This is a genomic window from Kocuria oxytropis, from assembly GCF_040981195.1.
Classification (GTDB): Bacteria; Actinomycetota; Actinomycetes; order Actinomycetales; family Micrococcaceae; genus Kocuria; species Kocuria oxytropis.
Genome location: NZ_JAVFXA010000005.1, coordinates 41,696 through 68,156 on the forward strand (window position 1 = coordinate 41,696; position 26,461 = coordinate 68,156).

Here is a 26,461-nt window from a genome sequence, read left to right on the forward strand (position 1 = left end):
GAAGCGGCCCCGGGCGCGCCGCCTAGAATCGGGGCATGGTCCTCCCCGCCGTGCCCCGCCCGCCCGCCCACCTGCGCGTGGTGGACCCCGCGAAGGCTCGCGCCGGTGCCGCACGACGCCGGCGCACGGGCGCCCCGGAGTCCCCGCTGGCGCGCAAGCGGCGTGCCCGCCGGATCAACGCGGTGCTCGCCGAGACGTACCCGTACGCGGTCGCCGAGCTGGACTTCCGCTCCCCGTACGAGCTGCTCGTGGCCACGGTGCTCTCCGCCCAGACCACGGACGTGCGGGTGAACGCGACCACCCCGCGCCTGTTCGCCGCCTGCCCCACGCCGCGGGCGCTCGCGGAGGCGGACGAGGCCGCGGTGCAGGAGATCGTCCGCCCGCTCGGCTTCTACCGGGACAAGACCCGGGCGATCCGGACCCTCGCGCAGAAGATCGTGGACGACCACGACGGCGAGGTGCCCGGACGGCTGGAGGACCTCGTCACCCTGCCCGGCGTGGGCCGCAAGACCGCCAACGTGGTGCTCGGCAACGCCTTCGGGGTCCCCGGCCTCACCGTGGACACCCACTTCGGCCGGCTCGCCCGCCGCTTCGGCTGGACGCAGGAGGAGGACCCGGTCAAGGTCGAGCGGGACGTCGCCGCGCTGTTCGAGCCGCGCGACTGGACGGACCTGTCCCAGCGGCTCGTCTACCACGGGCGGCGCATCTGCCACTCCCGGCGCCCCGCGTGCGGCGCGTGCCCCGTCGCGGACCTGTGCCCGTCCTACGGCGAGGGGCCCACGGACACCGCGCAGGCGGCAGCGCTGCTCAAGTACGAGTTCGCTCCCGGCCGCGAGGAGCTGCTGGAGCAGTTCCTCGCGGGGCGGACCCGGGCGCAGCTGCAGGCCGACGGATGGCCCCTGAGCTCGTGACGGGCACCGACGGGAGAGGAGGACGGATCATGGGCGACGCCTACCAGGACCTGCTGCGGGTGGCCCGCACCGGCCGGCAGCTGCGGATGGAGGACCGCGAGCCGTGGCGGATCGGGCAGATCGACGAGAACTACCGCCGCTCGGCCGTGCTCATCCTCTTCGGGGCGCTCGACGACCTGCCCTCGCACGCCACGGAGCACGCGGAGGGGGTGGGCCGGGACCTCGACGTGCTGCTCGTCCAGCGGGCCGCCACCCTGCGCTCGCACCCCGGGCAGGTCGCCTTCCCGGGCGGACGGCTCGACCCCGAGGACGGGGACCTGCACGAGCTGCTGACCGTGCCCGGCGGAGAGGTCAGCGCCGCCCACGTCCGCGCGGCCGTCCGCGAGGCCGAGGAGGAGACCGGCCTGGACCCGCAGGGCGTGGAGGTGCTCGGCGCCCTCGCCCCGGTGCCGCTGCCCGTCTCCAACCACCTGGTCACCCCGGTGCTGGGCTGGTGGCGGGACGTCTCCCCGGTGGACGTCGTGGACCACGCCGAGTCCTCCCTCGTCTTCCGCGTCCCCGTGCTGGACCTCGTGGACCCGGCCAACCGGCACTCCGCGAGCGTCACGCGGGGGCGGCAGACCTACCGCTCGCCCGCCTTCACGGTGCCCGTGCCCGGCAGCGACTCGTCCGTGACCGTCTGGGGGTTCACCGGCGTGCTCCTGGACCGGGTGCTGACCGCGCTCGGCTGGGCCGTGCCGTGGGACGCCGGCCGGGTCCTGCCCGCTCCGCTGTAGCACGGATCGGGCCCGTGACGCCTCCCGGGCGCAACATTGCCGGGGCGCGCGCGGGCCGACCTACGATGCCAGGGTCCCCCGCGTCCACGACCCCCCAGGAGACTCCCGGTGGCCCCGTCCCGACCCGGCGCCGAGCGGCCTGCGCTCGCCGAGCAGCTCAGCGCCGCGCGCCGCCGCCGCGGCCTGTCCGTGCGCGCGCTCGCTGCCTCCTGCCGGCTGCCGGCCAGCACCATCCAGGGCTGGCTCAGCGGCGCGCACCTGCCCGGACCGGCCCTGCGCGGGGAGTTCACGGCGCTGCTGGACGCCCTCGGGCTGACCGACGAGCGCCCGGCGGAGCTGTGGTGGGAGGACGTCAGCCGCTCCCGCACGCCCGTGCGGCCGGACTCCACCCCGTACGTGGGGCTGCGCTCCTACCGGCCCGAGGACGAGGCCCACTTCTTCGGCCGGGCCGCGGAGGTCACGGTGCTCGGCGAGCGGGTCGCCCGGCTCGCGCACGCCGGCGGGGCCCGCATCCTGGCCGTGGTGGGGGCCTCCGGCGCGGGCAAGTCCTCGCTGCTGGGCGCGGGCCTGCTCGGGCGGCTGCGCGCCGAGGGCGGACCCCTGCACGGGTGGAGCGCCGTGGCCACCACTCCCGGCCTCGACCCGGTGGGCCGGCTCGAGGAGGCCGTCGCCGCGGCCCCCGACCTGCTGGTGGTCGACCAGCTCGAGGAGCTCTGGACGGCGGCCCGGGACGCCGAGGAGCCCGGGCGGTTCCTGGACCGGCTCGCCGCGGCGAGCCGGGGCCGGGTGGTCGTGGTCGGCCTGCGGGCGGACTTCTTCGGCACCGCCAGCCGGCACGCCGAGCTGCGCGCCGCCCTGGAGCACCCGGTGCTGCTCGGGGCGCTGAGCCGCGAGCAGCTGCAGCAGATCGTCGTGGGCCCCGCCGCGGCGGTCGGCGCCCGCGTCTCCCCGGACCTGGTCGAGGTCGTCCTGCGGGACGTCGCCCCGCGCGGCACGGAGGTGGGGGCGGGGCTGCTGCCGCTGCTCTCCCAGGCGATGCTCGGGACCTGGGAGCACGCCCGCACCCGGGAGCTGACGGTCGCCGACTACCACGCGGCCGGCGGCATCACGGAGGCCGTGGAGCGCCGGGCCGAGGAGGTCCACGCCCGGCTGGGACCCCGTGAGCAGGAGGTGGCCCGAGCGGTGTTCCTGCGGCTGGTGCGCGTGGTCGGCACCGGCGGCTCCGCCACGGTGGTGCGCACCCCGGTGCTCCGGGAGGAGCTGCCGGAGGGCGGGCCGGCCGTGGTCGAGGACTTCGCCCGCGCCCGGCTGCTGACCATCGACCGGGACGAGATCCAGCTCAGCCACGAGTCCCTGCTGGACCACTGGTCCCGGCTCAGCCGCTGGATCGAGGACAGCCGCCGCGACCTCTACGTCCGGCAGCAGCTGCAGCGCGCCACCCTGATGTGGCTCGCCAACGACCGCGACCCCCTCGCGCTCATCCCGCTGGGCCAGCTGGCCTCCTTCCGGGACTGGACCGGGGACCCGCGCCAGCAGGCGCTGCTGAGCCTCGCCGAGCGCGAGTACCTCGAGGAGAGCGGACGCCACTACGAGGACGCCCTGGAGCGGCAGAAGCGCGCCGCCCGGGAGATCGAGCGGCGCGGCCACGTGGCCCTCGTCCTGCTGGCCCTGGCGGTCTGCGCGGCCGTGGTGGCCGGCGCCCTGGGGGTGCGGGCGGAGCGCTTCCAGGCCGACGCGGAGATCGCCCGCGACGAGGCGCTCTCCCGCCAGACCGCGCTCGAGGCGTCGAGGATCCGCGGCGAGTCGCCCAACCTGGCCTCGCAGCTGAGCCTCGCGGCCTACCGGATGGCTCCCACCCGCGAGGGCACCTCCGCGCTGATCGACGCCACCGCGGTCAACGCCCCGGAACGGTGGCTCGGCCCGGACGGTGCGTCCCGGCTCGCGGCGCTGGACGACGGCTCCGTCGTCGCCCGTGCCGCGGGGGACGGGCGGCTGTCCGTGTGGCGGCAGAGCAGCAGCCTGCACGAGAACCGGGAGGACCTCGCCGTGGTCGACGGCGCGCCCGGGCTGGCCGACGTGGACCTGCGGGCGGTGGACGGACGGGTCCTCGCGGCGGCGGGCGGGCGCGGGCACGTGAGCCTGTGGGACGTCACCGAGCGCCCGGCCCGCCGGCTGGGCGGGCTCGACGTGGGCGCGTCGACACCGGTCAACGCCGTGGTCCTCTCGCCCGACGGCCGGCAGCTGCTGGCGGGCGGCCGGGGCGAGGTGCTGCGCTGGTCGATCGAGGACCCCCGGTCCCCCGAGCGGCTGCCGCCCCTGCCGCTGGGGGAGGACGCCGACGTCCTGGCCCTCGCGGCCGCCCCCGACGGCACCGTGTACGCGGGCGGCACCGCCGGGGAGATCACCCGGTACGCCACGGACGGCGCCCGCGCCGAGCGCCTCGAGCCTGTCCCGACCGGGCGGGTGGTCCGGGCCCTGGACCTCGACGACGACGGCGCGCGCCTCGCCGCCGGGCTCAGCGCCCGCGAGCTGCGGCTCTACGACGTGGCGGGCGAGCAGATCTCCCGCTCCGGGACCATCAGCGACTTCGGCAGCTGGATCAGCGACGTCGCCTTCACCCCGGACGGGGAGCGCGTCGTGGCCGCCAGCTTCGACCAGAGCGCCTACGTGCACCGGCTCTCCGACCTCGCGCGCGTGGACTCCTTCCCCACCGCCGCCCGGGTCACCAGCGCCCTGACCGTGGGCGACCGGGTGCTGACCACGTCCCAGGACGGCACCACCCGCTCCTGGGACCGGCGCGGGCCCGTCATCGACCGGCGGGGCGAGCCCGTCTACCAGCTCTCCGTCGACCGGGAGCACACGGTGCTGAGCACGGTCGGCATCGGCTCCGACGTCGTCGCCCTCTTCGACGTCACGGACGACGCCCCGCGGCCGCTGCCGGCTCCCGAGGCCCCGCCCGGGGAGGAGCTCTGGTACGCCGGCGCCGTGGCCCCCGACGCCTCGGTCGTCGCCGGCGGGACCGAGGACGGCGACGTCCTCGTGTGGCCCCTGGACGAGGGCCGGCCGCAGGAGCCGGAGCGCGCCGAGGCCATCGGCGCCGGCGTCACGGGCGCGGACGTCACGGCGGACGGGGACACGATCGTGGCGTGGTCCGAGGTCGGTTCCGAGATCGCCCTGCTGCGCCGGGGGCCCGAGGGGCCGCTCCGGCGGGTGGCCACGATCCCGGTCGCCGGCACGGAGGCCGCGCGCTTCGGCGCGGACGGCACGCTCCTGGCCGCCGCGGACGACGCGAACGGCGTGGAGCTGTGGGACGTCACCGATCCCGCGGCCCCGCGGCGGACGGCGGAGCTGGCCCTCGACTCCGTCGCCACCGCCATCGCGTTCTCCCCGGTGGCGGACCTGCTGGCCGTGGGCACCGAGGCGGGCCGGGTGCGCCTCTGGGACGTCGCCGACCCGGCCGATCCGCGGCCGGTGGCCGAGACCTCGGACGCCCTGTCCTCCGTCAAGGGGCTGCACTTCTCCCCGGACGGAGGGCTGCTGGCGGGCGCCTCCGGCGACAAGTTCGTGTGGATGTGGACCGTGGGCGCCGCGGATCTCGCCGTGCACGCCGCGCTGTCCGCCTCCGGCGACCGGATGAACGACGTCCGCTTCGTCGGGGAGCGCCTGGTCGGCACCGGCGACGACGGCGTGGTGCGCAGCTGGCTGGTCGACGCCGAGGACGCGGTCGCGGCGATCTGCACCCAGCGGGGCGACCCGATCACCGAGGACGAGTGGCGCCGGCACGTCACGGGCGCCCCCTACCGGGAGCTGTGCTGAGACCACTCCCGGCACCGGTCCCTGGGCCGGTCCCGGGGCGGCGGCTCACTTGGCGTCCGCGTAGGACTCCACCACGGCCACGCTGACGGGGAACTCCACCGGGATCCGGCCGAACACCAGCCGCGCCGCCTGCTCGGCGCAGCCGCGGACCAGCTCGGCCGCGCGCTCGGCGTCCTCCCGCGCGCAGTGCAGCACCACCTCGTCGTGCAGGAAGAACACGAGCTCGGCGTCGAGGCCCTCGCGCCGCAGGGCCGAGCGCACGGCGCCCATCCAGCACACGGCCCACTCCGCCGCCGTGCCCTGCACCACGAAGTTGCGGGTGAACCGGCCCTGGCCCCGGGCCATCGCCGCGGCGCGCCGCTCCGCCTCCGCGGTGGCGGTGTCCCGCTGCGCCTCGTCCCACCCCGGGCCCGGCCGCGGGGACCACCGGCCCAGGTGCGTGCACACCTGCCCGCCGGTCTCGCCCACCCGGGCGGCCCGCTCCACGTAGTCCACGGCGCGGGGGAACATCCGGGCCAGGTGCGGCATGAGCCGGCCGGACTGCCCGGTGGTGGCCCCGTACATCGCGCCCAGCATGGCGACCTTCGCCTGCGGCCGCTCGGTCAGCTCCGAGCCCCGCTCCTCGCCGAGGTCCGCGATCGCCTGGTACAGGTCCCGGCCGCGGGAGGCGGCGGCCAGCGCGTCGTCGTGGGCCAGCGCCGCGAGCACGCGCGGTTCCAGCTGGGCGGCGTCGGCCACGACGAGCACCCGCCCGGGGTCGGCCCGCACTGCGTCCCGCACCACGTGCGGGATCTGCAGGGCACCCCCGCCGCGGGCCGACCAGCGGCCGGTGACCACGCCGCCCACCACGTACTCCGGGCGGAAGCGGCCGTCCCGCACCCAGGTGGCCAGCCAGTGCCACCCGTTGGCGCTGAGCAGCCGCGCCTGCTTCTTGTGCTCCAGGACGGGCTCGATCAGCGCCTGGCGCTGCGCGGCCAGGCCGGGCACGGCCCGAGCCCACTCCACGAGCTCCCACTGCCGGGTGCTCGTCACGTCGATCCCGGCCGCCCGCATGGCCTTGAGCAGCTCCTGCGGGGAGTCCGGGTTCAGCCCCGGCGCGTGCAGCGCCTCCCGCAGCCGGGCCACGGTCTCCTCCATCCGCGGGGGCCGCCGCCCGGGTGCCGGCTCGGGGCCCAGGGCCTCCTCCAGCAGGGCGCGGTGGACGTCCTCCCGCCAGGGCACCCCGGCGTGCTGCATCTCCGCGGCGATCAGCGCGCCCTGGGACTCGGCCGCCAGCAGCAGGGTCAGCCGGCGGGGGGCCACGGCACCGGCCACCGCGGCGAGCTGCGCGCGCAGCTCGGCGACCAGCACGGACACGTCGGGACCGGTGGCGCGGGGGAGGTCGAACAGGCTCGACTGGTCCCCGGCGGGGGACGGCGGCGGCAGCAGCCCCGGGGCCTCGTCGGCGGGCAGCGGCGGCAGCACCGGCTCGTAGGGCAGCGGGCCCTCGGCGCCGGAGCCGTGCGCGGTGGCGGCCGTGGCCAGCACGGCCTGGCACAGCCTCAGATCGTGGCAGCGCTCCACCCGGGTCCCGGCGGCCAGCAGCTGCGGATAGACCGCGCCCGTGCGCTCCCAGGTCCAGCGGGGCGGGGTGGTCCCCTCCCGCCGGGCGGTCTCCTCGCGGTCGGCGACGAAGGCGGCCAGCTCCCCGGCGGCGACGTCGATCCCCGGGCCGTCCGGGTCGCCGGAGCCCGTCAGGACCTGGACCCGGTGCCCGCCCCGGCCGTCCTCTCCTGGTCCCACCACGATGTGCATCCGCCCATTGTCCTGCACGGGTCCGTCACGACAGGCCGGTGCCCGGACTGCACACGCGGCGGGGCCCGCCGGAGCCGGCTCCCAGGTCCACAGCGGCGTCCCGGCCGGCGCGGCCGGGACCGGGACGCGCCGAGAGTGGGCCCATGAGCACCGCCGTCCCCCGTCCCGCACCGCACCCTCCGCAGGCCGTCCCGGCCGCCCGCGGCCGCACCGTGCGGCTCGTCAGCGACGACGCCGGGCTGCGCGCCACGGTCGAGCGCGTCTGCGCCGCCGCGGGCGCGGAGCTGCTGACCGGCCCGTCCGCCGCCGGCTCCCCGGGCGCCGTCGCGGACACCGACCTCGTGGACGTGCGCCACGCCGTGCGGGGCCGGGTCCGCCCGGGCACCGTGCTCGTGGGCCGCCCCGAGGACCCCGGCCTCTGGGACCGCGCGGCGGACCTCGGCGGCTGCGCCGTGGCCGTGCTGCCGGACGCCGCCGGATGGCTCGCCGACCTGCTCGCCGGCGGCCCGGGAGGGGCGGCCGGCCCGGGCGGCACGGGACGGGTGCTCGGGGTGCTCGGTGCCGTGGGCGGGGCCGGCACCTCCACCCTGGCGTGCTGGCTCGCCGACCGTGCCGCGCACGGGGAGCGGGCGGCCGCCCTCGTGGACGGGGACCGCGCCGGCTGCGGCCTCGACGTGCTGCTGGGCCTCGAGCACCAGGACGGGCTGCGCTGGCCGGACCTGCTCCGGATCGCGGGCACGGTGCACGCCGAGCAGCTGTGGCCGGCCATGGCCCGGGCCGGGCAGCTGCGCTGGCTCTCCTGGGACCGCTCCCTGCCGGACGGATCCGCCGCCCCCTACGCCGCCGTGCTCGAGGCGCTGCGGCGGGCGGCGGAGCTCGTCGTCGTGGACCTGGGCCGGGCGGGTCCGGGCACCGCGGACACCGCGGCCCTGTGCGACGAGGTCCTGGTCCTCACGCCCCGGACGGTCCGCGGCATGCTGGCCGCGCGCTGGGCCGCGGGCCTCCTGCCGGGCACCACGGCCCGGCTCGTGCCGGCCGGGCTCAACGTGGCCGACGTCGACGACGCCCTCGCCGCGGCCACGACCGGCCTGCCCGTCGCGGGCTCCGTGCGCTTCCACGGGGCGGTGCCGGAGGCCGCCGAGACGGGTCGCCTGCTCGAGGCCGGCCGCTCCCGCCGGCTCGCCCGGGACGTGGGAGCTCTGCTCGACTCCGTGGGCGTGGTCCCGTGAGCACCGCAGCGCCCGGCCGGGAGCCCGGTCCGCCGGCCGCCCTGCTCGACGACGTGCGGGACCGGCTGCTGTCCGCCCCCGGCCCCGTCACGGACGCCGACATCGCCGAGGCGGTGCGCGCGAGCGGCCGGGTGCTCGGGGCCGCCGGGACCCTGCGCGCGGTCCAGGCCGTGCGGGCCGAGCTGACCGGCCTCGGACCTCTCGAGCCGCTGCTGCCGCACCGGGGGCTCACCGACGTCTACGTCAACGGGCCGGAGCAGGTGTGGCTCGAGACCACGTCCGGGGTGCGGCGGGTCCCGTCCCCCTTCGGCTCCGACGCGGAGGTCCGGGCCCTGGCCGTGCGTCTCGTCACCGCCGCGGGACGGCGCCTCGACGCCGCCCACCCGTGCGTGGACGTCCAGACAGCCGCCGGGTACCGGGTGCACGCCGTCCTCCCGCCCGTCTCGACGGGAGGCACCCTGCTGTCCGTGCGCTTCCGCAGCCCCGTGACCCTGACCCTGCCGGACCTCGTGGCCGCGGGGACCGTGCACCCGGCCACCGCCGAGCTGCTGGTGGGCGCCGTGCGCTCGGGCGCCAGCTTCCTGGTCAGCGGCGCCACCGGGGCCGGGAAGACGACCGTGCTCAACGCCCTGCTCGCCTGCGTCCCGGAGCACGAGCGGATCGTGCTCATCGAGGACGCCGCCGAGCTGCGGCCCGAGCACCCCCACGTGGTCGGGCTGCAGGCCCGCCACGCCAACACCGAGGGTGCCGGCGGCATCGACCTGGCGGAGCTCGTCCGCCAGGCCCTGCGGATGCGGCCCGACCGGCTCGTGGTGGGGGAGTGCCGCGGCGCCGAGGTCCGGGAGCTGTTCACCGCCCTCAACACCGGCCACGCCGGGGCAGGCACGGTGCACGCCAACTCCGCCGCGGCGGTCCCCGCCCGGCTCGCGGCGCTGGGCGCCCTGGCCGGCATGAGCCGGGACGCCGTCACGCTGCAGGCCGCGAGCGCCCTGGACCTGGTCGTCCACGTGGCCCGCGCGGGAGGCCGCCGCGAGGTGCAGGCCGTGTCCGTGCTGGAGGACCGCTCCGGGGCCCTGACCACGGTGCCCGCCGCGGTGCGGGGGCCCGGCGGGGTGCGCCGCGGCCCGGGCTGGGACGGGCTCTGCGTCCTGCTCGACCGGGCCCCGGCCGCCGGCGGGCCGGCAGGGCGGCGGCCGTGAGCGCGGCCCCGGTCCTCCAGCCGGCCGTGCCCCTGCTCCTCGTGCTGTGCGTCGCGGCGGGCCCGACGGTCCTGCTCGCGGGGCCCGTCCACCGTGTCCGCCGGGCCGGGCGGGCGGTGGACGGCGCGGTGGCCCCAGCCCCGTGGCGGACACGCTTCGGCCGGGACGCCGCGGCGGAGGCCGCGGAGTGGACCGCGCTGCTGCGCCGGCTGGCCGCACTCCTGCAGGCGGGCCGGTCCCCGGCGGCCGCCTTCGAGGGGGCGGGCCCGGCCGGGGCGAGTGCCCGCCGCACGGCCACCGGCCGGCACGTCGAGCTGCTGTGCACGTCCGTGGCGGCCGCCGCCCGCCTCGGGCTGGGCGTGTCGGCCGCCCTGGCGGGGGTGCCGGCCCCCGCGCTCGGCCACCGCCCGCTGGAGCGGCGGGCCGTCACCACCACGGCGGAGCTCGCCCTGTGCTGGGAGGTCTCCGAGCGCACCGGCGCGCCCCTCGCCGCCCTGCTCGGCGGTCTCGCCGACGCCCTCGAGGCGGAGCTGGACGCCGAGGCGGCCCGCGGCACCGCCCTGGCCGGTCCCCGCTCCACCGTGCGCATCCTGACCTGGCTGCCGGTGCTCGGCATCGGTCTGGGCGTGCTCATGGGCGTCGACCCGCTGCGCACGCTGCTCACCACCCCGTGGGGCCTGGCCGCGCTCGTGGCCGGGGCGGTGCTCACCGGCCTCGGACGGGTGTGGACGCACGCGCTCATCCGCCGCGCCGAGGCGGTGGGCGCACGATGACCGGCCTCGCCGCCCCCGCCGCCGGTCTGCTCCTGCTGGCCGCCGTGCTGCTGGCCGTCCTCCCGTCCCGCTCCCGGCTGCCCGGCCCGCACCGTCCGGCCGCGGCTCGCCGCCCGCCCGCGGCGGACGTCTCGGCAGGGGTCCTCGTGGAGCTCACCGCCGCCATGCTGGACGCCGGTCTGCCGCTCGCGGAGGTCGTGGCCGTGCTCGGCGGGAGCCGGACGGACGACACCGGGAGCACCCTGCAGGGCGTGGGCTCCCGGCTGCGGCTGGGGCTTCCGTGGCACACCGCGTGGGCCTCGGCGGGAGAGCTGCCCCCGCACCTGGAGGACTACCGCGAGGCGCTCGCGTTCACCGCGACCTCCGGGGCGCCCTCGGCCCGGAGCCTGCGCTCCCAGGCCGCCCAGGTGCGGCGCGCGGCCTACCGCCGGGCCGAGCGGGCCGCGGAGTCGCTGTCCGTGCAGCTCGTCCTGCCGCTCGGGCTGTGCTCACTGCCGGCCTTCGTCTGCTGGGGCGTCCTGCCCGTGGTGCTGGGGCTCGTCCCGGAGGTGTTCGGGTGACCCGCCGGCCAAGGATCCGGGCGCCCCCGGCCGCGCGCCGCCGGCCCGCGTTCCCTTCGCCGGCCGTTCCGCCCGTGCTGATCGGCCCGTGCTGATCGGCCGGTCCTCGACCGCTCGTCCTCCTCCTCCGCTCGTCCCGCACCGAAAGGCATGTCATGTCCCAGCTCCAGACCCCACCGTCCCGCGCCGCCCTGCAGCGGCGGAACCGCCCCGGGACCGCGCCGGGCGCACCCGCCGGGCGCCGGCCCGCGGCACCGCCCGTCCGCCGGAGAGCCGCAGCCGCGCCCCGGCCGTCCGCCCCGGCCGGGGACGCGGACCTCGGCGCGACCACCGTGGAGTACGCGATGGTCGTGCTCGCGGCGGCGGCCTTCGGCGGCGTCATGGCCGCGGTCCTGTCCTCCGGGCAGGTGCGCGAGCTCCTGGCCGCGATCGTCGAGCGGGCGCTCGGCGTCTGACCGTCCGTCCCGCCCCGGGGTCCGCGGCCCGCGCTCCGGCGCCGCGGACCCCGGGCCGGGATCCGGTCCTCCCGCACGGCCACGGGTCTGTCCGGTGGACGTGCAGGCAAGACGTGGACCTGTCCGGCCGCGGATCTGCCCGGTCACGGGCCCGTCCGGCCACCGCTCCGCCCCTGTCCTGCCATCGCCCTGCCACTGCCCTGCCTCCATGCCTCTCCAGGAGCCCGCCATGACCGATGACCGTTCCCACCCCGGCGCCCGGCCCCGGCGTCCTGCCCGGACCGGGACCCGGCACCAGCCCCGCTGCGGGTCCTTCCTTCGCCGGGGCACCCGGGCCGGGCCTGCGGACGGCGGCGCCGTCACCGCCGAGACGGCCGTGCTCCTGCCCGCGCTCGTGCTGCTCCTCGCCGTGCTGCTGGCGGCCGCCGCGGCGGGGATGACCCTGATCCGCTACGAGGAGGCGGCTCGCGCCTCGGCCCGGGCGGCCGCCCGCGGCGAGAGCACCGCCGTCGTCCGCTCCACCGCCCTGCGCGTGGCCGGGGAGGACGCCGTCGTCCACCTGGACGGCGGTCCCGGGACGGCCTCGGTCACGGTCACCGGCCCGGCCCCCGGCGTCCTCGGGTCCTGGGGCGGGTGGCGGCTGCGCGCGGACGCCTCCGCCGCGACGGAGGGAGCCGCTGCCGGCAGCGGAGCCGGTGGCGGCGCCGGCGGTGGGCCCGGTGGCTGAGCGCCCGGCGCCCGCCCGCCCGGCGCCGCCCCGGCACGCAGCGGACGGGGACGGTGACCGGGGCAGCGGCGCGGTGCACGCGCTGACCCTCACGCTGGTGCTGGGCGTGCTGCTGCTGACCGTGCTGCTGCTCGGCCAGGCGGGGATCGCGACCCACCGCGCCGGCAAGGCCGCCGACCTCGCGGCGCTCGCCGCCGCGGACACCGCCCGGGGCCTCGTGGCGGGTGACCCGTGCGGCACCGCCGAGCGCGTGGCCCGGGACAACGGGGCGCGGCTGGAGCGGTGCGAGCTCGTGGAGCCGGAGCGCGTCGTCGTCGACGTGCGCACCACCGTGGCCCTCGGCGGGCCGCTCTCCCGGCTCGGCCCCGCCCGGGGCGTGGCCCGGGCAGGGCCGCCGGAGGCCACCGGCGGCCCGTGAGGACTCAGGACCCGGGGGCGTCCTGCAGCACGGCGTCGATCAGCCGCACCGCGCCGGCCTTGTCCAGGGGGTTGTTGCGGTTGCCGCACTTGGGCGACTGCACGCAGGACGGGCACCCGTGCTCGCACTCGCACGAGGAGATCGCCTCCCGGGTGGCGCGCAGCCACGCGACCGCCGTGGCGTAGCCGCGCTCCGCGAACCCCGCGCCGCCGGGGTGGCCGTCGTAGACGAAGATCGTGGGCAGCTCCGTGTCGGCGTGCAGCGCGGTGGAGAGCCCGCCCACGTCCCAGCGGTCGCACGAGGCCACGAGCGGGAGCAGGCCGATCGCCGCGTGCTCCGCCGCGTGCAGCGCCCCGGGGACGTCGGGCTCCTCGACGCCCGCGCCGGTCAGCACGGCTCCCGGGACGGTGAACCACACGGACTTCGTGAACAGGTCCCGGGCCCCGAGGTCGAGGGGCTCCTCGCCCAGCACCTCGTTGGAGATCACCGCCTTGCGCTGGAACGAGACCACCTTCGTGGTGACCTGCACCCGGCCGAAGTGCACGCCCACCGGTCCCCACCGCTCGGCGCGCTCCTCGGCGACCACGCTCACCTGGGTGATGTCCCGCGCGGTGGTGTAGAAGTCGGGGTGCGCCCGCGTCACGGCGGCGACCGAGCCGGCCTCGTCGAGCTCGTCCACGATGTAGGTGCGGCCCTGGTGCACGTACACGGCCCCCGGGTGGGCCTGGTAGTGGGACTGCGGGGAGTCCATCGTGCCCAGCACCGCACCGGTGTCCGTCTCGATGATCCGCACGGGCCCGCCGCCGTCCGAGCGCAGCGAGACCATGCCCGCCGCGGACTGCGGGTGCGTCCAGAACCAGCCGCTCGGCCGGCGGCGCAGGTGCCCGCCGGCCACGAGGGAGCCGAGCACCTCCGGGGCGGTGGGGCCGAAGCCCTCGACCTCCTCCGCGCGCAGCGGCTGCTCGGCCGCGGCCGCGCACAGGTGCGGGGCCAGCACGTAGGGGTTCGAGGGGTCGAAGACGGTGGCCTCGACGTCCACGTCGAAGATCGCCTCCGGGTGGTTCACGAGGTATGTGTCCAGCGGGTCGTCGCCGGCCACGAAGGTCGCCAGGGCCTCCTGCCCGGCCCGGCCCGCCCGGCCGATCTGCTGGAAGAAGGACGCCCGGGTGCCGGGCCAGCCCGCCACGACCACGGCGTCCAGCCCGGCCACGTCGATGCCCAGCTCGAGCGCGGACGTGCTGGCGATCCCCAGCAGCCGCCCGTCCCGCAGCGCCTCCTCGAGCTCCCGGCGCTCCTCGGGGAGGAACCCGGAGCGGTAGGCCGCCACCCGGTGGGCCAGGGAGGGGGCGACCTCCTCCAGCTGGCGGTGGGCGATCTGGGCGATCGTCTCCGCGCCGCGACGGGACTTGATGAACGCGATGGTGCGGACCTGGTGCAGCACCAGGTCGGTGAGCATGTCGGCCGTCTCGGCCAGGGCCGTGCGGCGCACCGGGGCGTCGTTCTCGCCGCCGCCGTCCGTCTGCTCCGGCTCCCAGAGCACCACGGTGACGGGCCCGTGGGGGGAGAAGTCCGTGGTCACCGGGGTCACCTCGGCCTCGGGGACCCCGACGAGGCGGGCGAAGGAGGCGTGCGGCTCGAAGGAGGTCGCGGACGCCCCGATGAAGACCGGGTCCGCCCCGTACGTGCGGCAGATCCGCCGCAGCCGCCGCATCAGGTTGGCCACGTGGGAGCCGAAGACGCCCCGGTAGGAGTGCGCCTCGTCCACCACCACGTAGGACAGGCGGCGGAAGAACCGGGACCAGCGCGCATGGTTGGGGAGCACGCCGTAGTGCAGCATGTCCGGGTTGCACAGCACCACGTCGGCGTGGTCGCGGACCCACCGGCGTTCGGCGGGGTCGGTGTCGCCGTCGTAGGTCGCGGCCCGCAGGGTCGGCAGGCCGAGCGCGTCCAGGCCCTTGAGCTGGTCGGCCGCGAGCGCCTTGGTCGGGGAGAGGTACAGGGCCGTGGCCTCGTCCGGGTGGTGGATCAGGCCCGGGTTCGCCAGCGCCGCGAGCCGGCCCCGGTGCACGGCGTCGGCCACGGGCGCCTGGTAGGCCAGGGACTTCCCGGAGGCGGTCCCCGTGGCGACCACCACGTGCCGCGGGGCCAGCATCGCCTGCACCTGGTGCAGGTACGGTGCGTGCACGCCGAGCCGTTCGTAGGCCGCGACCACGTCCGGGTGGAGGTGGCCGGGCCACGGCGCCGTCACGGCGTCCCGGTCGGGGAGCTCCCGGACGTGGCGCACCTGCTCCGGCGCGTCGCCGCGGCCGAGCAGCGGGATCAGGGAGTCGTGGGACGGCACCGGTTCATTGTGCCACCGCCGTCCCGGCGGGCCCACTGGCGACGGGCCGCCGGGACGGCAGCGGCACGGGACCGCGCCGGAGCCTCAGGCCTGCGCCGCGGACCCCCGGGTCCGGCGGTGCACGCGGGCCTCCCACGGCCGCAGCAGCCCCTTCTCACCGGCGTCGACGGCGTCGGGGCGGTTGCCGATCAGGACCTCGGCGCCGCCCCATCCCCCGGGGAGGTCGGCGCGGACCGTCCCGCCCGAGACGTTGGCCAGCACGAGCAGCTCCACGTCCCCGAGCCGCCGGGTGAAGGCGTAGACCTGCTCGTGGCGCGGGAGCAGCATCGTGAAGTCGCCCAGGGCCACCACGGGCTCGGTGTGCCGCAGCTCGATGAGACGCCGGTAGTGGTGGAACACCGAGTCCGGATCGGCCCGGGCGGCCTCGGCGTTGACCGTGCCGTGGTTCGGGTTGACCTCGATCCACGGGGTGCCGGTGGTGAACCCGGCGTTCTCCCCGCCGGTCCACTGCACCGGGGTGCGGGCGTTGTCCCGGCTCGACCAGCGCAGTCCGCGCAGCACCCCGGCGGGGTCCGCGCCGGCGGCCACGGCGTGGCGGTAGTGGTTGATCGACTCGATGTCGCGGAAGTCCTCGATGGCGCCGAAGGGGGCGTTGGTCATGCCCAGCTCCTCGCCCTGGTAGACGTAGGGCGTGCCCCGGTGCAGGTGGAGCAGCGTGGCCAGGCAGGTCGCGGACGCCACGCGGTGCTCGGGGCCGTTGTCGCCGAACCGGGAGACCACCCGCGGCTGGTCGTGGTTGTTCCAGTACAGGGAGTTCCAGCCGACCTCCTCGAGACCCTCCTGCCAGCGGCCCAGGGAGGCCTTCAGATCGGTCAGCCGCAGCGGCTTCGGGTCGAACTTCCCCCCGGGGCCGTGGTCGAGGTCCACGTGCTCGAACTGGAAGACCATGTCCACCTCGGCCCGGGCCGGATCGGTGAACAGCCGGGCCTCCTCCACGGTGACGCCCGGCATCTCGCCCACGGTGATGAGCTCGGCGTCCCGGCCCGCGAAGACCTCGCGGTGCATCTCCTGGAGGAACTCGTGGATCCGCGGACCGCAGAGGTAGGACGCCGAGCCGTCCCCGTAGGGCGTCCCCTCCACGGGCGGACCGTCGTGCAGGTGCCCGTCCTCGGCGACGTCCTTGCTGATCATGTTGATGACGTCCATGCGGAAGCCGTCCACCCCGCGGTCCAGCCACCAGCGCATCATGGCGTGGACCGCCTGGCGCACCTCGGGGTTCTCCCAGTTGAGGTCCGGCTGCTTGCGGGAGAACAGGTGCAGGTAGTACTCCCCGGAGGCCTCGTCGAGCTCCCAGGCGGACCCGGAGAAGAAGCTCTGCCAGTTCGTCGGCTCCGCTCCCGGGGCGCCGGCCTCCATGCCGTGGCGGGGCGTCCGCCACCAGTACCAGTCCCGCTTCGGCGAGTCGGGCGAGGAGCGGGACTCCACGAACCACGGGTGCTCGTCGGAGGTGTGGTTGACCACGAGGTCCATGACCAGCTTCATGCCGCGGGCGTGGACCGCGGCCAGCAGCTCGTCGAACTGCTCCAGGGTCCCGAAGACCGGGTCGATGTCCTGGTAGTCGCTGATGTCGTAGCCGTTGTCGTCCTGCGGGGACGAGTAGATCGGGGACAGCCAGATGACGTCCACGCCCAGGTCCTGCAGGTGGTCGAGGTGGGCGAGGATCCCGCCGAGGTCGCCGATGCCGTCGCCGTCCGAGTCCGCGAAGGAGCGAGGGTAGATCTGGTAGACCACCGCATCGGTCCACCACGCGGGGGCCTGCCCGGTGCCTCCGCCGCTGCCGGGGCGCTCGGCGGTGATGTCCTGCTGGGGAAGGGTGTTCATGCGGCTGCTCCTCGGATGACGCCGTGGACGGGCCGGCCGGCACCGGACCAGCCCCTCTGGGCGGCAGAGGGGCTGCTCCGGCACGACCGGTCTCGGTACCCGACCAGTGTGCTGGACGGGGCCGCCGCTGCGACACCCGGTGCGGGACGGCACCGCTGCGCCCACAATGGTTCCAGCGGACCCCGTCCGCGGTGCGGCACCCACCACCGCGCTGCACCGGGGGTCCTCGTCCCCTCCGCACCCGACCTGCGACCGGAGCCCGTCCGATGACACCGCCTCTGCCCACCGACCGTGCCGGGGTCCTCGCGCACCGGACCCACCACCTCGCCGACGGGCGGGAGGCCGTGTTCTTCGGCGACCGCGGCCGCCCGCCCGTGGAGCACGTCGTGGACCGCCGGCCCCTGGACGCCCGGTCCGGCGGTGGGGAGCTGCGCTTCGACCGGCTGACGGGGGAGTGGGTGGCGGTGGCCGCCCACCGCCAGGCGCGCACCCACCTGCCGCCGGCCGACCGGTGCCCGCTGTGCCCGTCCGTGGGCGGGCGCGAGTCCGAGATCCCCGCGGAGGACTTCGACGTCGTCGTCCTCGAGAACCGCTTCCCCTCGCTGGGCCCGGAGCTGGCCGAGCTGCCGGACCCGGACCGGGTGGGGGAGCGGTCCCTGTGGGGCGTCCCGTTCCCGGCCGCAGGACGGTGCGAGGTGGTGGTGTTCACCCCGGAGCACCAGGGCTCCTTCGCGTCCCTTCCCCCTGGACGGGCGCGCACGGTGGTGGAGGCCTGGGCCCAGCGCACCGCGGCGCTCTCGGCGCTGCAGGGCATCCGGCACGTCTTCCCGTTCGAGAACCGGGGCGAGCAGATCGGGGTGACCCTGCACCACCCGCACGGGCAGATCTACGCCTACCCCTACCCCGCCCCGCACGCGGCCCGACTCGCGGCACGCTCCCGGGCGCACCTCGAGCGCACGGGGCGGGACCTGATGGGGGAGGTCCTGGCCGACGAGACCGCCGCGGGGGAGCGGATGGTGCTCCAGGGCGAGCACTTCTCCGCGTTCGTGCCCTACGCCGCGCGGTGGCCGCTGGAGGTGCACCTGGTCCCGCACCGGCAGGTCCCGGACCTCGCCGCGCTGACCGGGACCGAGCGCGACGAGCTGGCCGTGGTGCACCAGGACCTGCTCCGGCGCGTCGACCGGCTCTACTCGACCCCGACCCCCTACATCGCCGCCTGGCACCAGACCCCCGTGACCGCGGCGGACCGTGAGGCCGGCCGGCTGCACCTGCAGCTGACCAGCCCACGGCGGGCCGAGGACAAGCTGAAGTTCCTCGCCGGCTCGGAGGCGGCCATGGGGGCGTTCATCAACGACGTCACCGCCGAGCAGACGGCTGCCCGCCTGAGGGAGGCCGCACGATGACCCCCCGGCAGGCCGTCCGGCGGCCCGGGCACGACGACGCCGCCCGGGCCGAGGAGCTCTCCCGGCGCTTCGCCGAGCTCTACGGGCACGCCCCGGACGGGGTGTGGCGGGCCCCGGGCCGGGTGAACCTCATCGGGGAGCACACCGACTACAACGAGGGCCTCGTGCTGCCCTTCGCCATCGACCGCTCGGCGATGGCCGCCGTCCGGCTGCGCCGCGATCCCGGGCCGGCGCCGGAGCACGGGCAGGAACACGGACCGGGGCACGGCGAGGAACGGGAGCCGGCCGGGCACGACGTCGTCGACCTGGCCTCCACCTGGGCCCCGGACGGCTCCGGGCTGTCCCGGGCGCGGTTTCGGATCCCGCAGCTGCGCCCGGGGACGGTGCCCGGGTGGGGAGCCTATCCGGCCGGGGTCGTGCACGTGCTCGACGGCCTCGACGGGGTGGAGGTGCCCGGCTTCGAGCTGCTGCTGGACTCGACCGTCCCCGTGGGCGCGGGCCTGTCCTCCTCGCACGCCGTGGAGGTCGCCACGGTCGTGGCGCTGAACGACCTGCTGGGGCTGGGCCTGGACCGCCCTGAGATGGCGCGGCTGACGCAGCGGGCGGAGAACGAGTTCGTCGGGGCGCCCACCGGGATCATGGACCAGTCGGCGTCCCTGCGGGCCCGGGCCGGGGCCGCGCTGTTCCTGGACTGCCGCAGCCTGGAGGCCGAGCTCGTGCCGCTGCCGGTGGCGGAGCACGGGCTCACCGTCCTGGTGATCGACACGAAGGTCGCCCACTCCCACGCCGACGGCGGCTACGGCGCCCGGCGCGCCTCCTGCGAGCGCGGGGCCGCCGCCCTCGGAGCGGCCACCCTGCGCGACGTCCCGGACGGGGCCGACCTGGGTGTCCTCGACGAGGAGACCGCGCGGCGGGTCCGGCACGTGCGGAGCGAGAACCGCCGGGTCCTGGAAACGGTGACGCGGCTGCGGGCCGGCGACGTCCGGGGCATCGGGACGCTGCTGACCGCGTCCCACACCTCGCTGCGGGACGACTTCGAGGTCTCCTGCCCGGAGCTCGACCTCGCCGTGGACACCGCACTGGCCGCCGGTGCCGTGGGCGCACGGATGACCGGCGGCGGGTTCGGCGGCTCCGCGATCGCCCTGGTCCCCGCGGCCCGGGCGGACCGGGTCCGGGACGTTGTCACGGAGGCCTTCGCGGCGGCGGGCCTCCGGGCGCCCGACGTCTTCGCCGTGGCGCCGGGGGAGGGCGCCGGGCGGGTCCGGTGACGGCCCCGCCCGGCGGTGCCGGTCACGAACATGACACGGGTCACCTCCCCGGGGGCCGCGTGCCAGAATGACCGCATGAGCAACCCCATGAACATCTCCGGGCGCAACCCCGAGAAGGAGGCCCGGGCGCACCGGGCCCCGGTCACGGAGCTGACCCCGGAGCAGTGCTGGGAGCACCTCTACAGCGCCCGCTTCGGCCGGATCGCCACCATGGACGGCGACGAGATCGAGATCACCCCGATCAACCTCGTGGCCGACGACGGGAGGATCTACTTCCGCACCGCCCGGGGCACCAAGCTGCTGCACCTGGTGCTCAACGAGCACGTCGCCGTGCAGATCGACCAGGCCCAGGGCGGGGAGGCGTGGTCGGTGATCGTGCGCGGCACGGCCCGTCAGCTGACCGACCCGGAGGAGACCGCCCGGGTGGACGAGCTGCCCCTGCGGCCGTGGGTGGGGACCACCAAACTCGAGTACGTGGAGGTGACCCCCACCCGGGTCACCGGACGGGTGTTCCACCTGGGCCACTGACCCGCTCCGGTGCCCGCGCCGGCGCCGACGGTCCCGGCCCGCTTGTAGCCTGGACCCGTGGCACAGCACCGGATCGTCCAGCACTACGTCTTCACCCCGCTCCCCGACCCCACGGCCGTGATGCTCTGGCAGCGCGCCCTGTGCGAGGGCCTGGGGCTGCGCGGGCGGATCATCGTCTCCCCGCACGGGCTCAACGCCACCGTGGGCGGTGAGATCGGGGCGCTCAAGCGGTACGCCCGCACCACCCGCTCCCACCCGCGTCTGCGGGACACGGCGTTCGCGTGGTCGGACGGCTCGGACGAGGACTTCCCGCGGCTGTCGGTCAGGGTCCGCGACGAGCTCGTCTCCTTCGGCGCCCCGGGCGAGCTGGAGGTCGACGAGCACGGCGTCGTCGGCGGCGGCACCCGCCTGGCCCCCGCCGAGGTGGACGAGCTCGTGGCGAGCCGCGGCGAGGACGTCGTGTTCTTCGACGGGCGCAACGCCCACGAGGCGCGGATCGGCCGGTTCCGCGGCGCCGTGGTCCCGGACGTGGCGCACACCAGGGACTTCGTGGCCGCGCTGGACTCCGGGACGTACGACCACCTCCGGTCCCGGCCGGTCGTCACCTACTGCACCGGCGGGATCCGCTGCGAGGTGCTCTCGGCGATGCTGCGCCGGCGCGGCTTCGAGGAGGTCTACCAGCTCGACGGCGGCATCGCCGCGTACGGCCGCGAGCGCGGGGACCGGGGACTGTGGGAGGGATCCCTGTACGTCTTCGACCGGCGCATGCACGTGAGCTTCACCCCGGAGGCCGTCACGATCGGGCGCTGCGACCGGTGCGCCGGCCCCGCGAACCGTTTCGTCAACTGCGCGGACCCCTCGTGCCGCGCCCTCGTCCTCGCGTGCCCCGGCTGCCAGGCGGGGCACCCGCGGCTCACCTGCCCCGCCGGGTGCGGCAGCGCCCCTGCGGACGCATCGGTCCCTGCGGACGCGTCGGTCCCGGTGGACGCCGCGGCCTCCCGCCCCGCCCCGGGCCGGACCGCCGTGCCGGGGAGCGCCGCGTGAGCCCGGAGGCCGCCGGGCCCGGAGCGATCCCGGACTTCTCCCGGGTCCCGGGCACCCCCGTCTCCGACGACCCCCGGGCGCCGGCCGAGCTGCACGAGGCGCTCCGCCGGACGGGCTACACGCACGACCGGGTGGCGGAGCTGCTGGGCGCGGCCGCCATGGAGGCCCTCGCCCGGGACCAGGCGGTGCCCGCCCTGCGGGTCCTCGAACCGGCCCTGCGCACGCCCGGGCACCCGGACCGGGCCCTCGCCGCGGTCGTCGTCCTCTTCCTGCTGGGGCGCACCGCCCCCGCGGACGCGCTGGCCCCGGTGCGCCCGGAGCAGCTCCTGGGCCTCGGACTCGCCGAGGAGACGGCGGGCGGGCTGCGCGCCACGGTGGACCTGCGCCCGCACGCTGCCGACGACGGCACGGAGCTGTACGTCGCCAGCGACCTGGGCGAGTCCCAGCGGCCCGGAGCGCTGCGCCGCGACCACGTCCTGGGCATCGGGCAGGCGTCCCTCACGCTGGCCCGCACGACCGACCGCCGCCGCGCGGACCGGGCGCTGGACCTGGGCACCGGGTGCGGCATCCAGACCTTCCACCTGCTCGGCCACACGGCCCACGTGACCGCCACCGACGTCTCCGACCGGGCACTGGGCTTCACCCGCTTCAACCTGGTGCTCAACGCCAGGGCGCTCGGCCTCGACCCCGACCGGCTCGAGGACCGGGTGAGCCTGCGGGCGGGCTCCCTGCTGGAGCCCGTGCGCGGCGAGCGGTTCGACCTGGTGGTCTCCAACCCGCCGTTCGTGATCACCCCGCGCTCCGCCGGCGAGGGACCGCAGGACCGCTACACCTACCGGGACGGCGGCCTGCCGGGGGACCGCATCGTGGCCGACCTCGTGCGGGAGCTGCCGGAGGTCATGGCCCCCGGGGCCACCGCCCACCTGCTCGGCAACTGGGAGGTGCTCGCCCCGGAGCCCGGCGACGAGCGGCCGGCCCTCGAGCGCTGGGCGCAGCGGCCCGCGCAGTGGGTGCCCGAGGGCGTCGACGCGTGGTTCCTCCAGCGGGAGCTGACGGGCCCGGAGGAGTACGCCGAGACGTGGCTGCGGGACGCGGCGGAGTCCCGTGAGCCCGAGCCCTACGAACGCGCCTACCGCGCCTATCTCGACGACTTCGCCGCGCGCGGGGTGGAGGCCGTGGGCTTCGGGATGATCCGCCTCCGCCGGCCGGCCCGGGACCGGCCCGGGGACGTGCTCCGCCGCTTCGAGCACGTCCCCCACGCGCTCCAGCAGCCGCTCGCGCCCGCGCTCGCGGCCACCTGGGCGCGGGCCGACTGGCTCGCGGCGCACCCGCAGGACTGGCTGGACGCCCGGCTCGTGGCCGCCGAGGACGTCACCGAGGAGCGCCACCAGCGCCCCGGCGCGGAGCACCCCGGCGTGATCCTGCTGCGGCAGGGCGCCGGTCTGCGCCGGACCGTGGTGCTCTCCAGCGAGGCCGCCGGCTTCGCCGGGGCGTGCGACGGCGAGCTGAGCGCCCGGCAGATCCTCGGCGCGCTCGCCGCCCTGCTGGACTGGGCGGGCGACGAGCGCCGGCGGCTGACCGAGGAGGTCCGCCACCTCGTGCTCGACGGCTTCCTCGTCCCGCAGGACCTGCCGCCGTCCCCGGCGTGAGGCCGTCTCCTGCGCGCGGCGTGCGCAGGAGGGGGCCGTGCCGTGCGGGGTCGTGGACCGGGACGTCCCCGGCCGGGCCGTTGTGGGCGGATGAGCAGGCGGCGCCGCGGCGGTGGGGGTGGAAGGATGGGAGCATGAGCATCGGAGACAACCTGAACCCCATCAAGACCCTGGACAAGGACACCGTCTGGGAGCTCCTCGAGAAGCACCCCTTCGGCCGGCTCGCCGTGGAGGCCGCCGGGCTCGTGGACATCTTCCCGGTGAACTACGTGGTGCACCAGCACAAGCTGTACTTCCGCACCGCGCAGGGGTCGAAGCTCTCGAGCCTGATCGTCAACGACCAGGTGGCGTTCGAGATCGACGAGGTCTCGGAGGACGACGTCGTGCGCTCCGTGGTGGTCCACGGCCGGGCCCGGCGGCTCGAGACGCGCGCGGAGGTGGACGCCGCGGAGGAGCTGCCCCTGAAGCCGTGGGCGCCCACGCTCAAGTACAACTTCGTGGTCATCGACGTGGAGACGGCCACCGGCCGCGAGTTCACGATCGGCGACGAGCCCGAGCGCTACCCCTCCTGAACCGGGCGCCCGGCCCGCCCGGTTCCGCCCGGCGGGCCGGGACGGACGGGGCGCCCGTCCGGGCCCGCCGTGCTCCCCGGGGGCAGCGCCGCGCGGGGCTTGACGGCGGTGAGGCGTTATGGTGGAGCGCAACGGCGGGCCGACGCCCGCCCGTTCGACCCCGACGTCCAGCAGCGCCGCGGCCCGCGGCACCGCGGAGCGCAGCAAGGAGTACCGTGCCAACGAAGGCCACCCAGAGCCCGGGAACGGGCAAGAGCCTGCTCATCGTGGAGTCCCCCTCCAAGGTCAAGACGATCGCCGGGTACCTCGGCGACGCCTACGAGGTGGAGTCCTCCATGGGGCACATCCGTGACCTGCCGCAGCCGTCCGAGCTGCCGGCGGAGCTCAAGAAGGGGCCCTACGGCAAGTTCGCGGTGGACGTGGAGCACGGCTTCGAGCCGTACTACGTGGTCAACCCGGACAAGAAGAAGAAGGTCACCGAGCTCAAGCGCAAGCTCAAGGAGTCCGACGCCCTCTACCTCGCCACCGACGGCGACCGCGAGGGCGAGGCCATCGCCTGGCACCTGCTGGAGGTGCTCAAGCCCAAGGTCCCCGTCTACCGGCTGACGTTCCCCGAGATCACCCGCGAGGCGATCGAGCGGGCCTTCGGGGAGCTGCGCGAGCTCGACCAGGACCTGGTGGACGCCCAGGAGACCCGGCGGATCCTGGACCGGCTCTACGGCTACGAGATCTCCCCGGTGCTGTGGCGCAAGATCGCCTCGGGCCTGTCCGCCGGGCGCGTGCAGTCCGTGGCCACGCGGCTGGTGGTGGAGCGGGAGCGGCAGCGGATGGCCTTCGTGCCCGCCGACTACTGGGACCTCAGCGGGACCTTCGCCCGCGCCGACGGCGAGGACGCCGGCACCGCGTTCGGCGCCCGGCTCTCCTCCGTGGACGGCAAGCGGGTGGCCGGGGGCCGTGACTTCGGGGACGACGGCGTGCTCAAGGGCGCCGCCGGCAAGCTCGTGCACCTGGACGAGCAGGCCGCCCGCGAGCTGGCCGCCGGTCTGGAGGACGCGGCGTTCGCCGTCCGCTCGCTCGAGACCAAGCCCTACACCCGCCGCCCGGCCGCGCCGTTCACCACCTCCACGCTGCAGCAGGAGGCGGCGCGCAAGCTGCGCTTCACCTCCCGCACCACCATGCAGGTCGCGCAGAAGCTCTACGAGAACGGCTACATCACCTACATGCGCACCGACTCCGTGGCGCTGTCCGACCAGGCGGTCTCGGCCGCCCGGCGCCAGGCCACGGAGCTCTACGGCGCCGACTTCGTGCCCGGCTCGCCGCGGCTCTACAGCTCCAAGTCGAAGAACGCCCAGGAGGCGCACGAGGCGGTGCGTCCTGCCGGGGACTCCTTCCGCACCCCGAACCAGGTCCGCGGCGAGCTCTCCGCGGACGCGTACCGGCTCTACGAGCTGATCTGGAAGCGCACCGTGGCCTCCCAGATGGCCGACGCCAAGGGGTCCACGGCCACCGTGCGGCTCGGGGCGACCTCTTCCACCGGCCGGGACGCCGAGTTCTCCGCGTCCGGCACCGTCATCACCTTCCGCGGCTTCCTGGCCGCCTACGAGGAGGGCCGGGACGAGGACCCCGCCGAGGGCAAGGACGGCAAGGACGCCAAGGACGGCGACAAGCGTCTGCCGCGGATGGCGGAGGGCGACCGCCTGGACGCCACCGGGGTCGAGGCGGACGGGCACCGCACGTCGCCGCCGCCGCGCTACACCGAGGCGTCACTCGTCAAGGTCCTGGACGAGCTCGGCATCGGCCGGCCCTCGACCTACGCGGCCGTCATCTCCACGATCATGGACCGCGGCTACGTCCGGGTGCGGGGCTCCGCGCTGATCCCCTCGTGGACCGCGTTCTCCGTGGTCCGGCTGCTCGAGGAGCACTTCTCCGACTACGTGGACTACGACTTCACCGCGGAGATGGAGGAGGGCCTCGACCGGATCGCCCGCGGGGAGGAGGACAGCACCGACTGGCTGCAGGACTTCTACTTCGGCTCCCAGGGCCACGAGAACGGGCTCAAGCCCATCGTGGACGATCTCGGCGAGATCGACGCCCGTGCCGTGAACTCGATCCCCGTGACCGAGGACATCACCCTCCGGGTCGGCAAGTTCGGCCCCTACCTCGAGGTGACCGGGGCCGTGGACCCGCAGACCGGCGAGATCACCGACCCGGTCCGGGCGAACGTCCCGGAGGACCTCGCCCCCGACGAGCTCACGCCCGAGAAGGCCCGTAAGCTCATCGAGACCGGCAAGGCGGACGGCCGGGAGCTGGGCCGCGACCCGGAGACCGGGCGCGCCATCGTGGCCAAGGACGGCCGCTACGGGCCCTACGTCACCGAGGTCATCCCCGAGCCCACCGCCGAGGAGCTCGCGGCCCAGCCCGTGGAGTACTACAAGAACGGCAAGCCGAAGCCCCCGAAGAAGCCCGTCAAGCAGAAGCCCCGCACGGGGTCCCTGCTGTCCACGATGACCCTGCAGGACGTCACCCTCGAGGACGCCCTCAAGATCCTGTCCCTGCCGCGCACGCTGGGCACGGACGCCGAGGGCACCGAGATCACGGTGCAGAACGGCCGGTTCGGCCCCTACCTCAAGAAGGGCACCGACTCGCGCTCCCTGCAGTCCGAGGAGCAGCTGTTCACGGTCACCCTCGACGAGGCGCTGGCGATCTACGCCCAGCCCAAGCAGCGCGGCCGCGGCACCGCCAAGCCCCCGCTCGCGGACCTGGGCACCGACCAGATCACGGAGCGGCCCATGGTGATCAAGGACGGGCGCTTCGGCCCGTACATCACCGACGGGGAGACCAACGTGACGGTCCCCCGCGGGGAGACCGTGGAGCAGATCACCCCCGCGCGCGCCAGCCAGCTGCTCGCGGAGAAGCGGGCCCAGGGCCCCGCCCCGAAGAAGACGGCACGCTCGTCGGCCAAGGGGACGACGAAGACCGGCACGACCAAGACCGGCACGACCAAGACCGGCACGACGAAGTCCGGCGCGGCGAGGGCCGGCGCGAAGAAGAGCACGGCCGGCAAGCCCGCCCGTGCCGGGGCCAAGGGCTGAGCCGCCCCGCTCGCGCGGGACGGAC

20 protein-coding genes are annotated in these 26,461 nt (G+C 76.4%); 17 read left to right on the forward strand and 3 right to left on the reverse strand.

Features of this window, described 5'->3' with window-relative positions; translation table 11 throughout:
• The first annotated feature begins 35 nt into the window (after positions 1 to 35).
• The 3 genes from nth to QYM41_RS06710 all read left to right on the forward strand — a co-directional run bounded on the left by nth (position 36) and on the right by QYM41_RS06710 (position 5,503).
• The gene (gene nth / locus QYM41_RS06700; RefSeq protein WP_368798973.1) at positions 36 to 911 is read left to right on the forward strand and encodes an endonuclease III; all 876 of its coding nucleotides are present in this window, start codon (positions 36 to 38) and stop codon (positions 909 to 911) included.
• 29 nt (positions 912 to 940) lie between these two features.
• Positions 941 to 1,687: an NUDIX hydrolase gene (locus tag QYM41_RS06705; protein ID WP_368798974.1), complete on the forward strand. Its 747-nt coding sequence runs from the start codon at positions 941 to 943 to the stop codon at positions 1,685 to 1,687.
• A 108-nt stretch (positions 1,688 to 1,795) separates the two neighbouring features.
• A complete protein-coding gene (locus tag QYM41_RS06710) occupies positions 1,796 to 5,503 on the forward strand; it encodes an nSTAND1 domain-containing NTPase (RefSeq protein WP_368798975.1) in 3,708 nt (1,235 codons plus the stop codon).
• Between the two features lie 45 nt (positions 5,504 to 5,548).
• Here QYM41_RS06710 and QYM41_RS06715 read toward each other — a convergent pair whose 3' ends face one another.
• Positions 5,549 to 7,297 carry a bifunctional 3'-5' exonuclease/DNA polymerase gene (locus QYM41_RS06715; protein ID WP_368798976.1) on the reverse strand — a complete coding sequence of 583 codons (1,749 nt, stop codon included), beginning with the start codon at positions 7,295 to 7,297 and terminating at the stop codon, positions 5,549 to 5,551.
• A 143-nt stretch (positions 7,298 to 7,440) separates the two neighbouring features.
• On the opposite strand from QYM41_RS06715, the gene ssd reads away from it, so the two are divergent.
• The 7 genes from ssd to QYM41_RS06750 all read left to right on the forward strand — a co-directional run bounded on the left by ssd (position 7,441) and on the right by QYM41_RS06750 (position 12,658).
• A complete protein-coding gene (gene ssd, locus QYM41_RS06720) occupies positions 7,441 to 8,526 on the forward strand; it encodes a septum site-determining protein Ssd (protein ID WP_368798977.1) in 1,086 nt (361 codons plus the stop codon).
• A complete protein-coding gene (locus tag QYM41_RS06725) occupies positions 8,523 to 9,725 on the forward strand; it encodes a TadA family conjugal transfer-associated ATPase (protein ID WP_368798978.1) in 1,203 nt (400 codons plus the stop codon). Before ssd ends, QYM41_RS06725 begins: the two co-directional genes overlap by 4 nt.
• Positions 9,722 to 10,498, forward strand: coding sequence for a type II secretion system F family protein (locus QYM41_RS06730; protein WP_368798979.1), 777 nt, complete (start codon positions 9,722 to 9,724; stop codon positions 10,496 to 10,498). The genes QYM41_RS06725 and QYM41_RS06730 overlap by 4 nt, the downstream gene beginning before the upstream one ends.
• Positions 10,495 to 11,058 carry a type II secretion system F family protein gene (locus tag QYM41_RS06735; RefSeq protein ID WP_368798980.1) on the forward strand — a complete coding sequence of 188 codons (564 nt, stop codon included), beginning with the start codon at positions 10,495 to 10,497 and terminating at the stop codon, positions 11,056 to 11,058. The genes QYM41_RS06730 and QYM41_RS06735 overlap by 4 nt, the downstream gene beginning before the upstream one ends.
• A gap of 155 nt (positions 11,059 to 11,213) precedes the next feature.
• A complete protein-coding gene (locus tag QYM41_RS06740) occupies positions 11,214 to 11,513 on the forward strand; it encodes a DUF4244 domain-containing protein (RefSeq protein WP_368798981.1) in 300 nt (99 codons plus the stop codon).
• Positions 11,514 to 11,742: 229 nt separating this feature from the next.
• Entirely contained in the window at positions 11,743 to 12,240 is a 498-nt protein-coding gene (locus tag QYM41_RS06745; protein WP_368798982.1) for a TadE family type IV pilus minor pilin, read from the forward strand.
• On the forward strand, positions 12,233 to 12,658 hold the full coding sequence (locus QYM41_RS06750; protein WP_368798983.1) for an Rv3654c family TadE-like protein: 426 nt from the start codon (positions 12,233 to 12,235) through the stop codon (positions 12,656 to 12,658). The genes QYM41_RS06745 and QYM41_RS06750 overlap by 8 nt, the downstream gene beginning before the upstream one ends.
• A gap of 4 nt (positions 12,659 to 12,662) precedes the next feature.
• Here the strand turns inward: QYM41_RS06750 and QYM41_RS06755 are convergent, their stop codons facing one another.
• Positions 12,663 to 14,999, reverse strand: a complete 2,337-nt coding sequence (locus QYM41_RS06755; RefSeq protein ID WP_368798984.1) for a DEAD/DEAH box helicase — start codon at positions 14,997 to 14,999, stop codon at positions 12,663 to 12,665.
• An 84-nt stretch (positions 15,000 to 15,083) separates the two neighbouring features.
• Positions 15,084 to 16,880: a glycoside hydrolase family 13 protein gene (locus tag QYM41_RS06760; protein ID WP_368798985.1), complete on the reverse strand. Its 1,797-nt coding sequence runs from the start codon at positions 16,878 to 16,880 to the stop codon at positions 15,084 to 15,086.
• A gap of 266 nt (positions 16,881 to 17,146) precedes the next feature.
• Between QYM41_RS06760 and galT the strand changes: the two genes are divergently transcribed.
• From galT to topA, 7 genes are all read left to right on the forward strand, one after another.
• Complete coding sequence (gene galT / locus QYM41_RS06765) at positions 17,147 to 18,283, forward strand: galactose-1-phosphate uridylyltransferase (protein WP_368798986.1); 1,137 nt, start codon at positions 17,147 to 17,149, stop codon at positions 18,281 to 18,283.
• Complete coding sequence (locus QYM41_RS06770) at positions 18,280 to 19,551, forward strand: galactokinase (protein ID WP_368798987.1); 1,272 nt, start codon at positions 18,280 to 18,282, stop codon at positions 19,549 to 19,551. The genes galT and QYM41_RS06770 overlap by 4 nt, the downstream gene beginning before the upstream one ends.
• A gap of 75 nt (positions 19,552 to 19,626) precedes the next feature.
• Complete coding sequence (locus QYM41_RS06775) at positions 19,627 to 20,079, forward strand: pyridoxamine 5'-phosphate oxidase family protein (RefSeq protein WP_368798988.1); 453 nt, start codon at positions 19,627 to 19,629, stop codon at positions 20,077 to 20,079.
• 57 nt (positions 20,080 to 20,136) lie between these two features.
• Positions 20,137 to 21,123, forward strand: coding sequence for an oxygen-dependent tRNA uridine(34) hydroxylase TrhO (trhO, locus tag QYM41_RS06780; RefSeq protein ID WP_368798989.1), 987 nt, complete (start codon positions 20,137 to 20,139; stop codon positions 21,121 to 21,123).
• Positions 21,120 to 22,772, forward strand: a complete 1,653-nt coding sequence (locus QYM41_RS06785) for a DUF7059 domain-containing protein (RefSeq protein WP_368798990.1) — start codon at positions 21,120 to 21,122, stop codon at positions 22,770 to 22,772. Before trhO ends, QYM41_RS06785 begins: the two co-directional genes overlap by 4 nt.
• Before the next feature lie 134 nt (positions 22,773 to 22,906).
• Positions 22,907 to 23,344, forward strand: coding sequence for a pyridoxamine 5'-phosphate oxidase family protein (locus QYM41_RS06790; protein WP_368798991.1), 438 nt, complete (start codon positions 22,907 to 22,909; stop codon positions 23,342 to 23,344).
• A gap of 215 nt (positions 23,345 to 23,559) precedes the next feature.
• Complete coding sequence (topA, locus tag QYM41_RS06795) at positions 23,560 to 26,436, forward strand: type I DNA topoisomerase (RefSeq protein ID WP_368798992.1); 2,877 nt, start codon at positions 23,560 to 23,562, stop codon at positions 26,434 to 26,436.
• The last annotated feature ends 25 nt before the right edge of the window (positions 26,437 to 26,461 follow it).

Excerpts from the sequence above, each read along its gene's own strand:
- QYM41_RS06770 (WP_368798987.1), top strand. The coding sequence starts at position 18,280 with ATGACCCCCCGGCAGGCCGTCCGGCGGCCCGGGCACGACGACGCCGCC.
- QYM41_RS06760 (WP_368798985.1), bottom strand. The coding sequence starts at position 16,880 with ATGAACACCCTTCCCCAGCAGGACATCACCGCCGAGCGCCCCGGCAGC.
- QYM41_RS06775 (WP_368798988.1), top strand. The coding sequence starts at position 19,627 with ATGAGCAACCCCATGAACATCTCCGGGCGCAACCCCGAGAAGGAGGCC.
- QYM41_RS06705 (WP_368798974.1), top strand. The coding sequence starts at position 941 with ATGGGCGACGCCTACCAGGACCTGCTGCGGGTGGCCCGCACCGGCCGG.
- nth (WP_368798973.1), top strand. The coding sequence starts at position 36 with ATGGTCCTCCCCGCCGTGCCCCGCCCGCCCGCCCACCTGCGCGTGGTG.
- QYM41_RS06740 (WP_368798981.1), top strand. The coding sequence starts at position 11,214 with ATGTCCCAGCTCCAGACCCCACCGTCCCGCGCCGCCCTGCAGCGGCGG.
- galT (WP_368798986.1), top strand. The coding sequence starts at position 17,147 with ATGACACCGCCTCTGCCCACCGACCGTGCCGGGGTCCTCGCGCACCGG.
- QYM41_RS06735 (WP_368798980.1), top strand. The coding sequence starts at position 10,495 with ATGACCGGCCTCGCCGCCCCCGCCGCCGGTCTGCTCCTGCTGGCCGCC.
- ssd (WP_368798977.1), top strand. The coding sequence starts at position 7,441 with ATGAGCACCGCCGTCCCCCGTCCCGCACCGCACCCTCCGCAGGCCGTC.
- QYM41_RS06745 (WP_368798982.1), top strand. The coding sequence starts at position 11,743 with ATGACCGATGACCGTTCCCACCCCGGCGCCCGGCCCCGGCGTCCTGCC.
- QYM41_RS06715 (WP_368798976.1), bottom strand. The coding sequence starts at position 7,297 with ATGCACATCGTGGTGGGACCAGGAGAGGACGGCCGGGGCGGGCACCGG.
- QYM41_RS06790 (WP_368798991.1), top strand. The coding sequence starts at position 22,907 with ATGAGCATCGGAGACAACCTGAACCCCATCAAGACCCTGGACAAGGAC.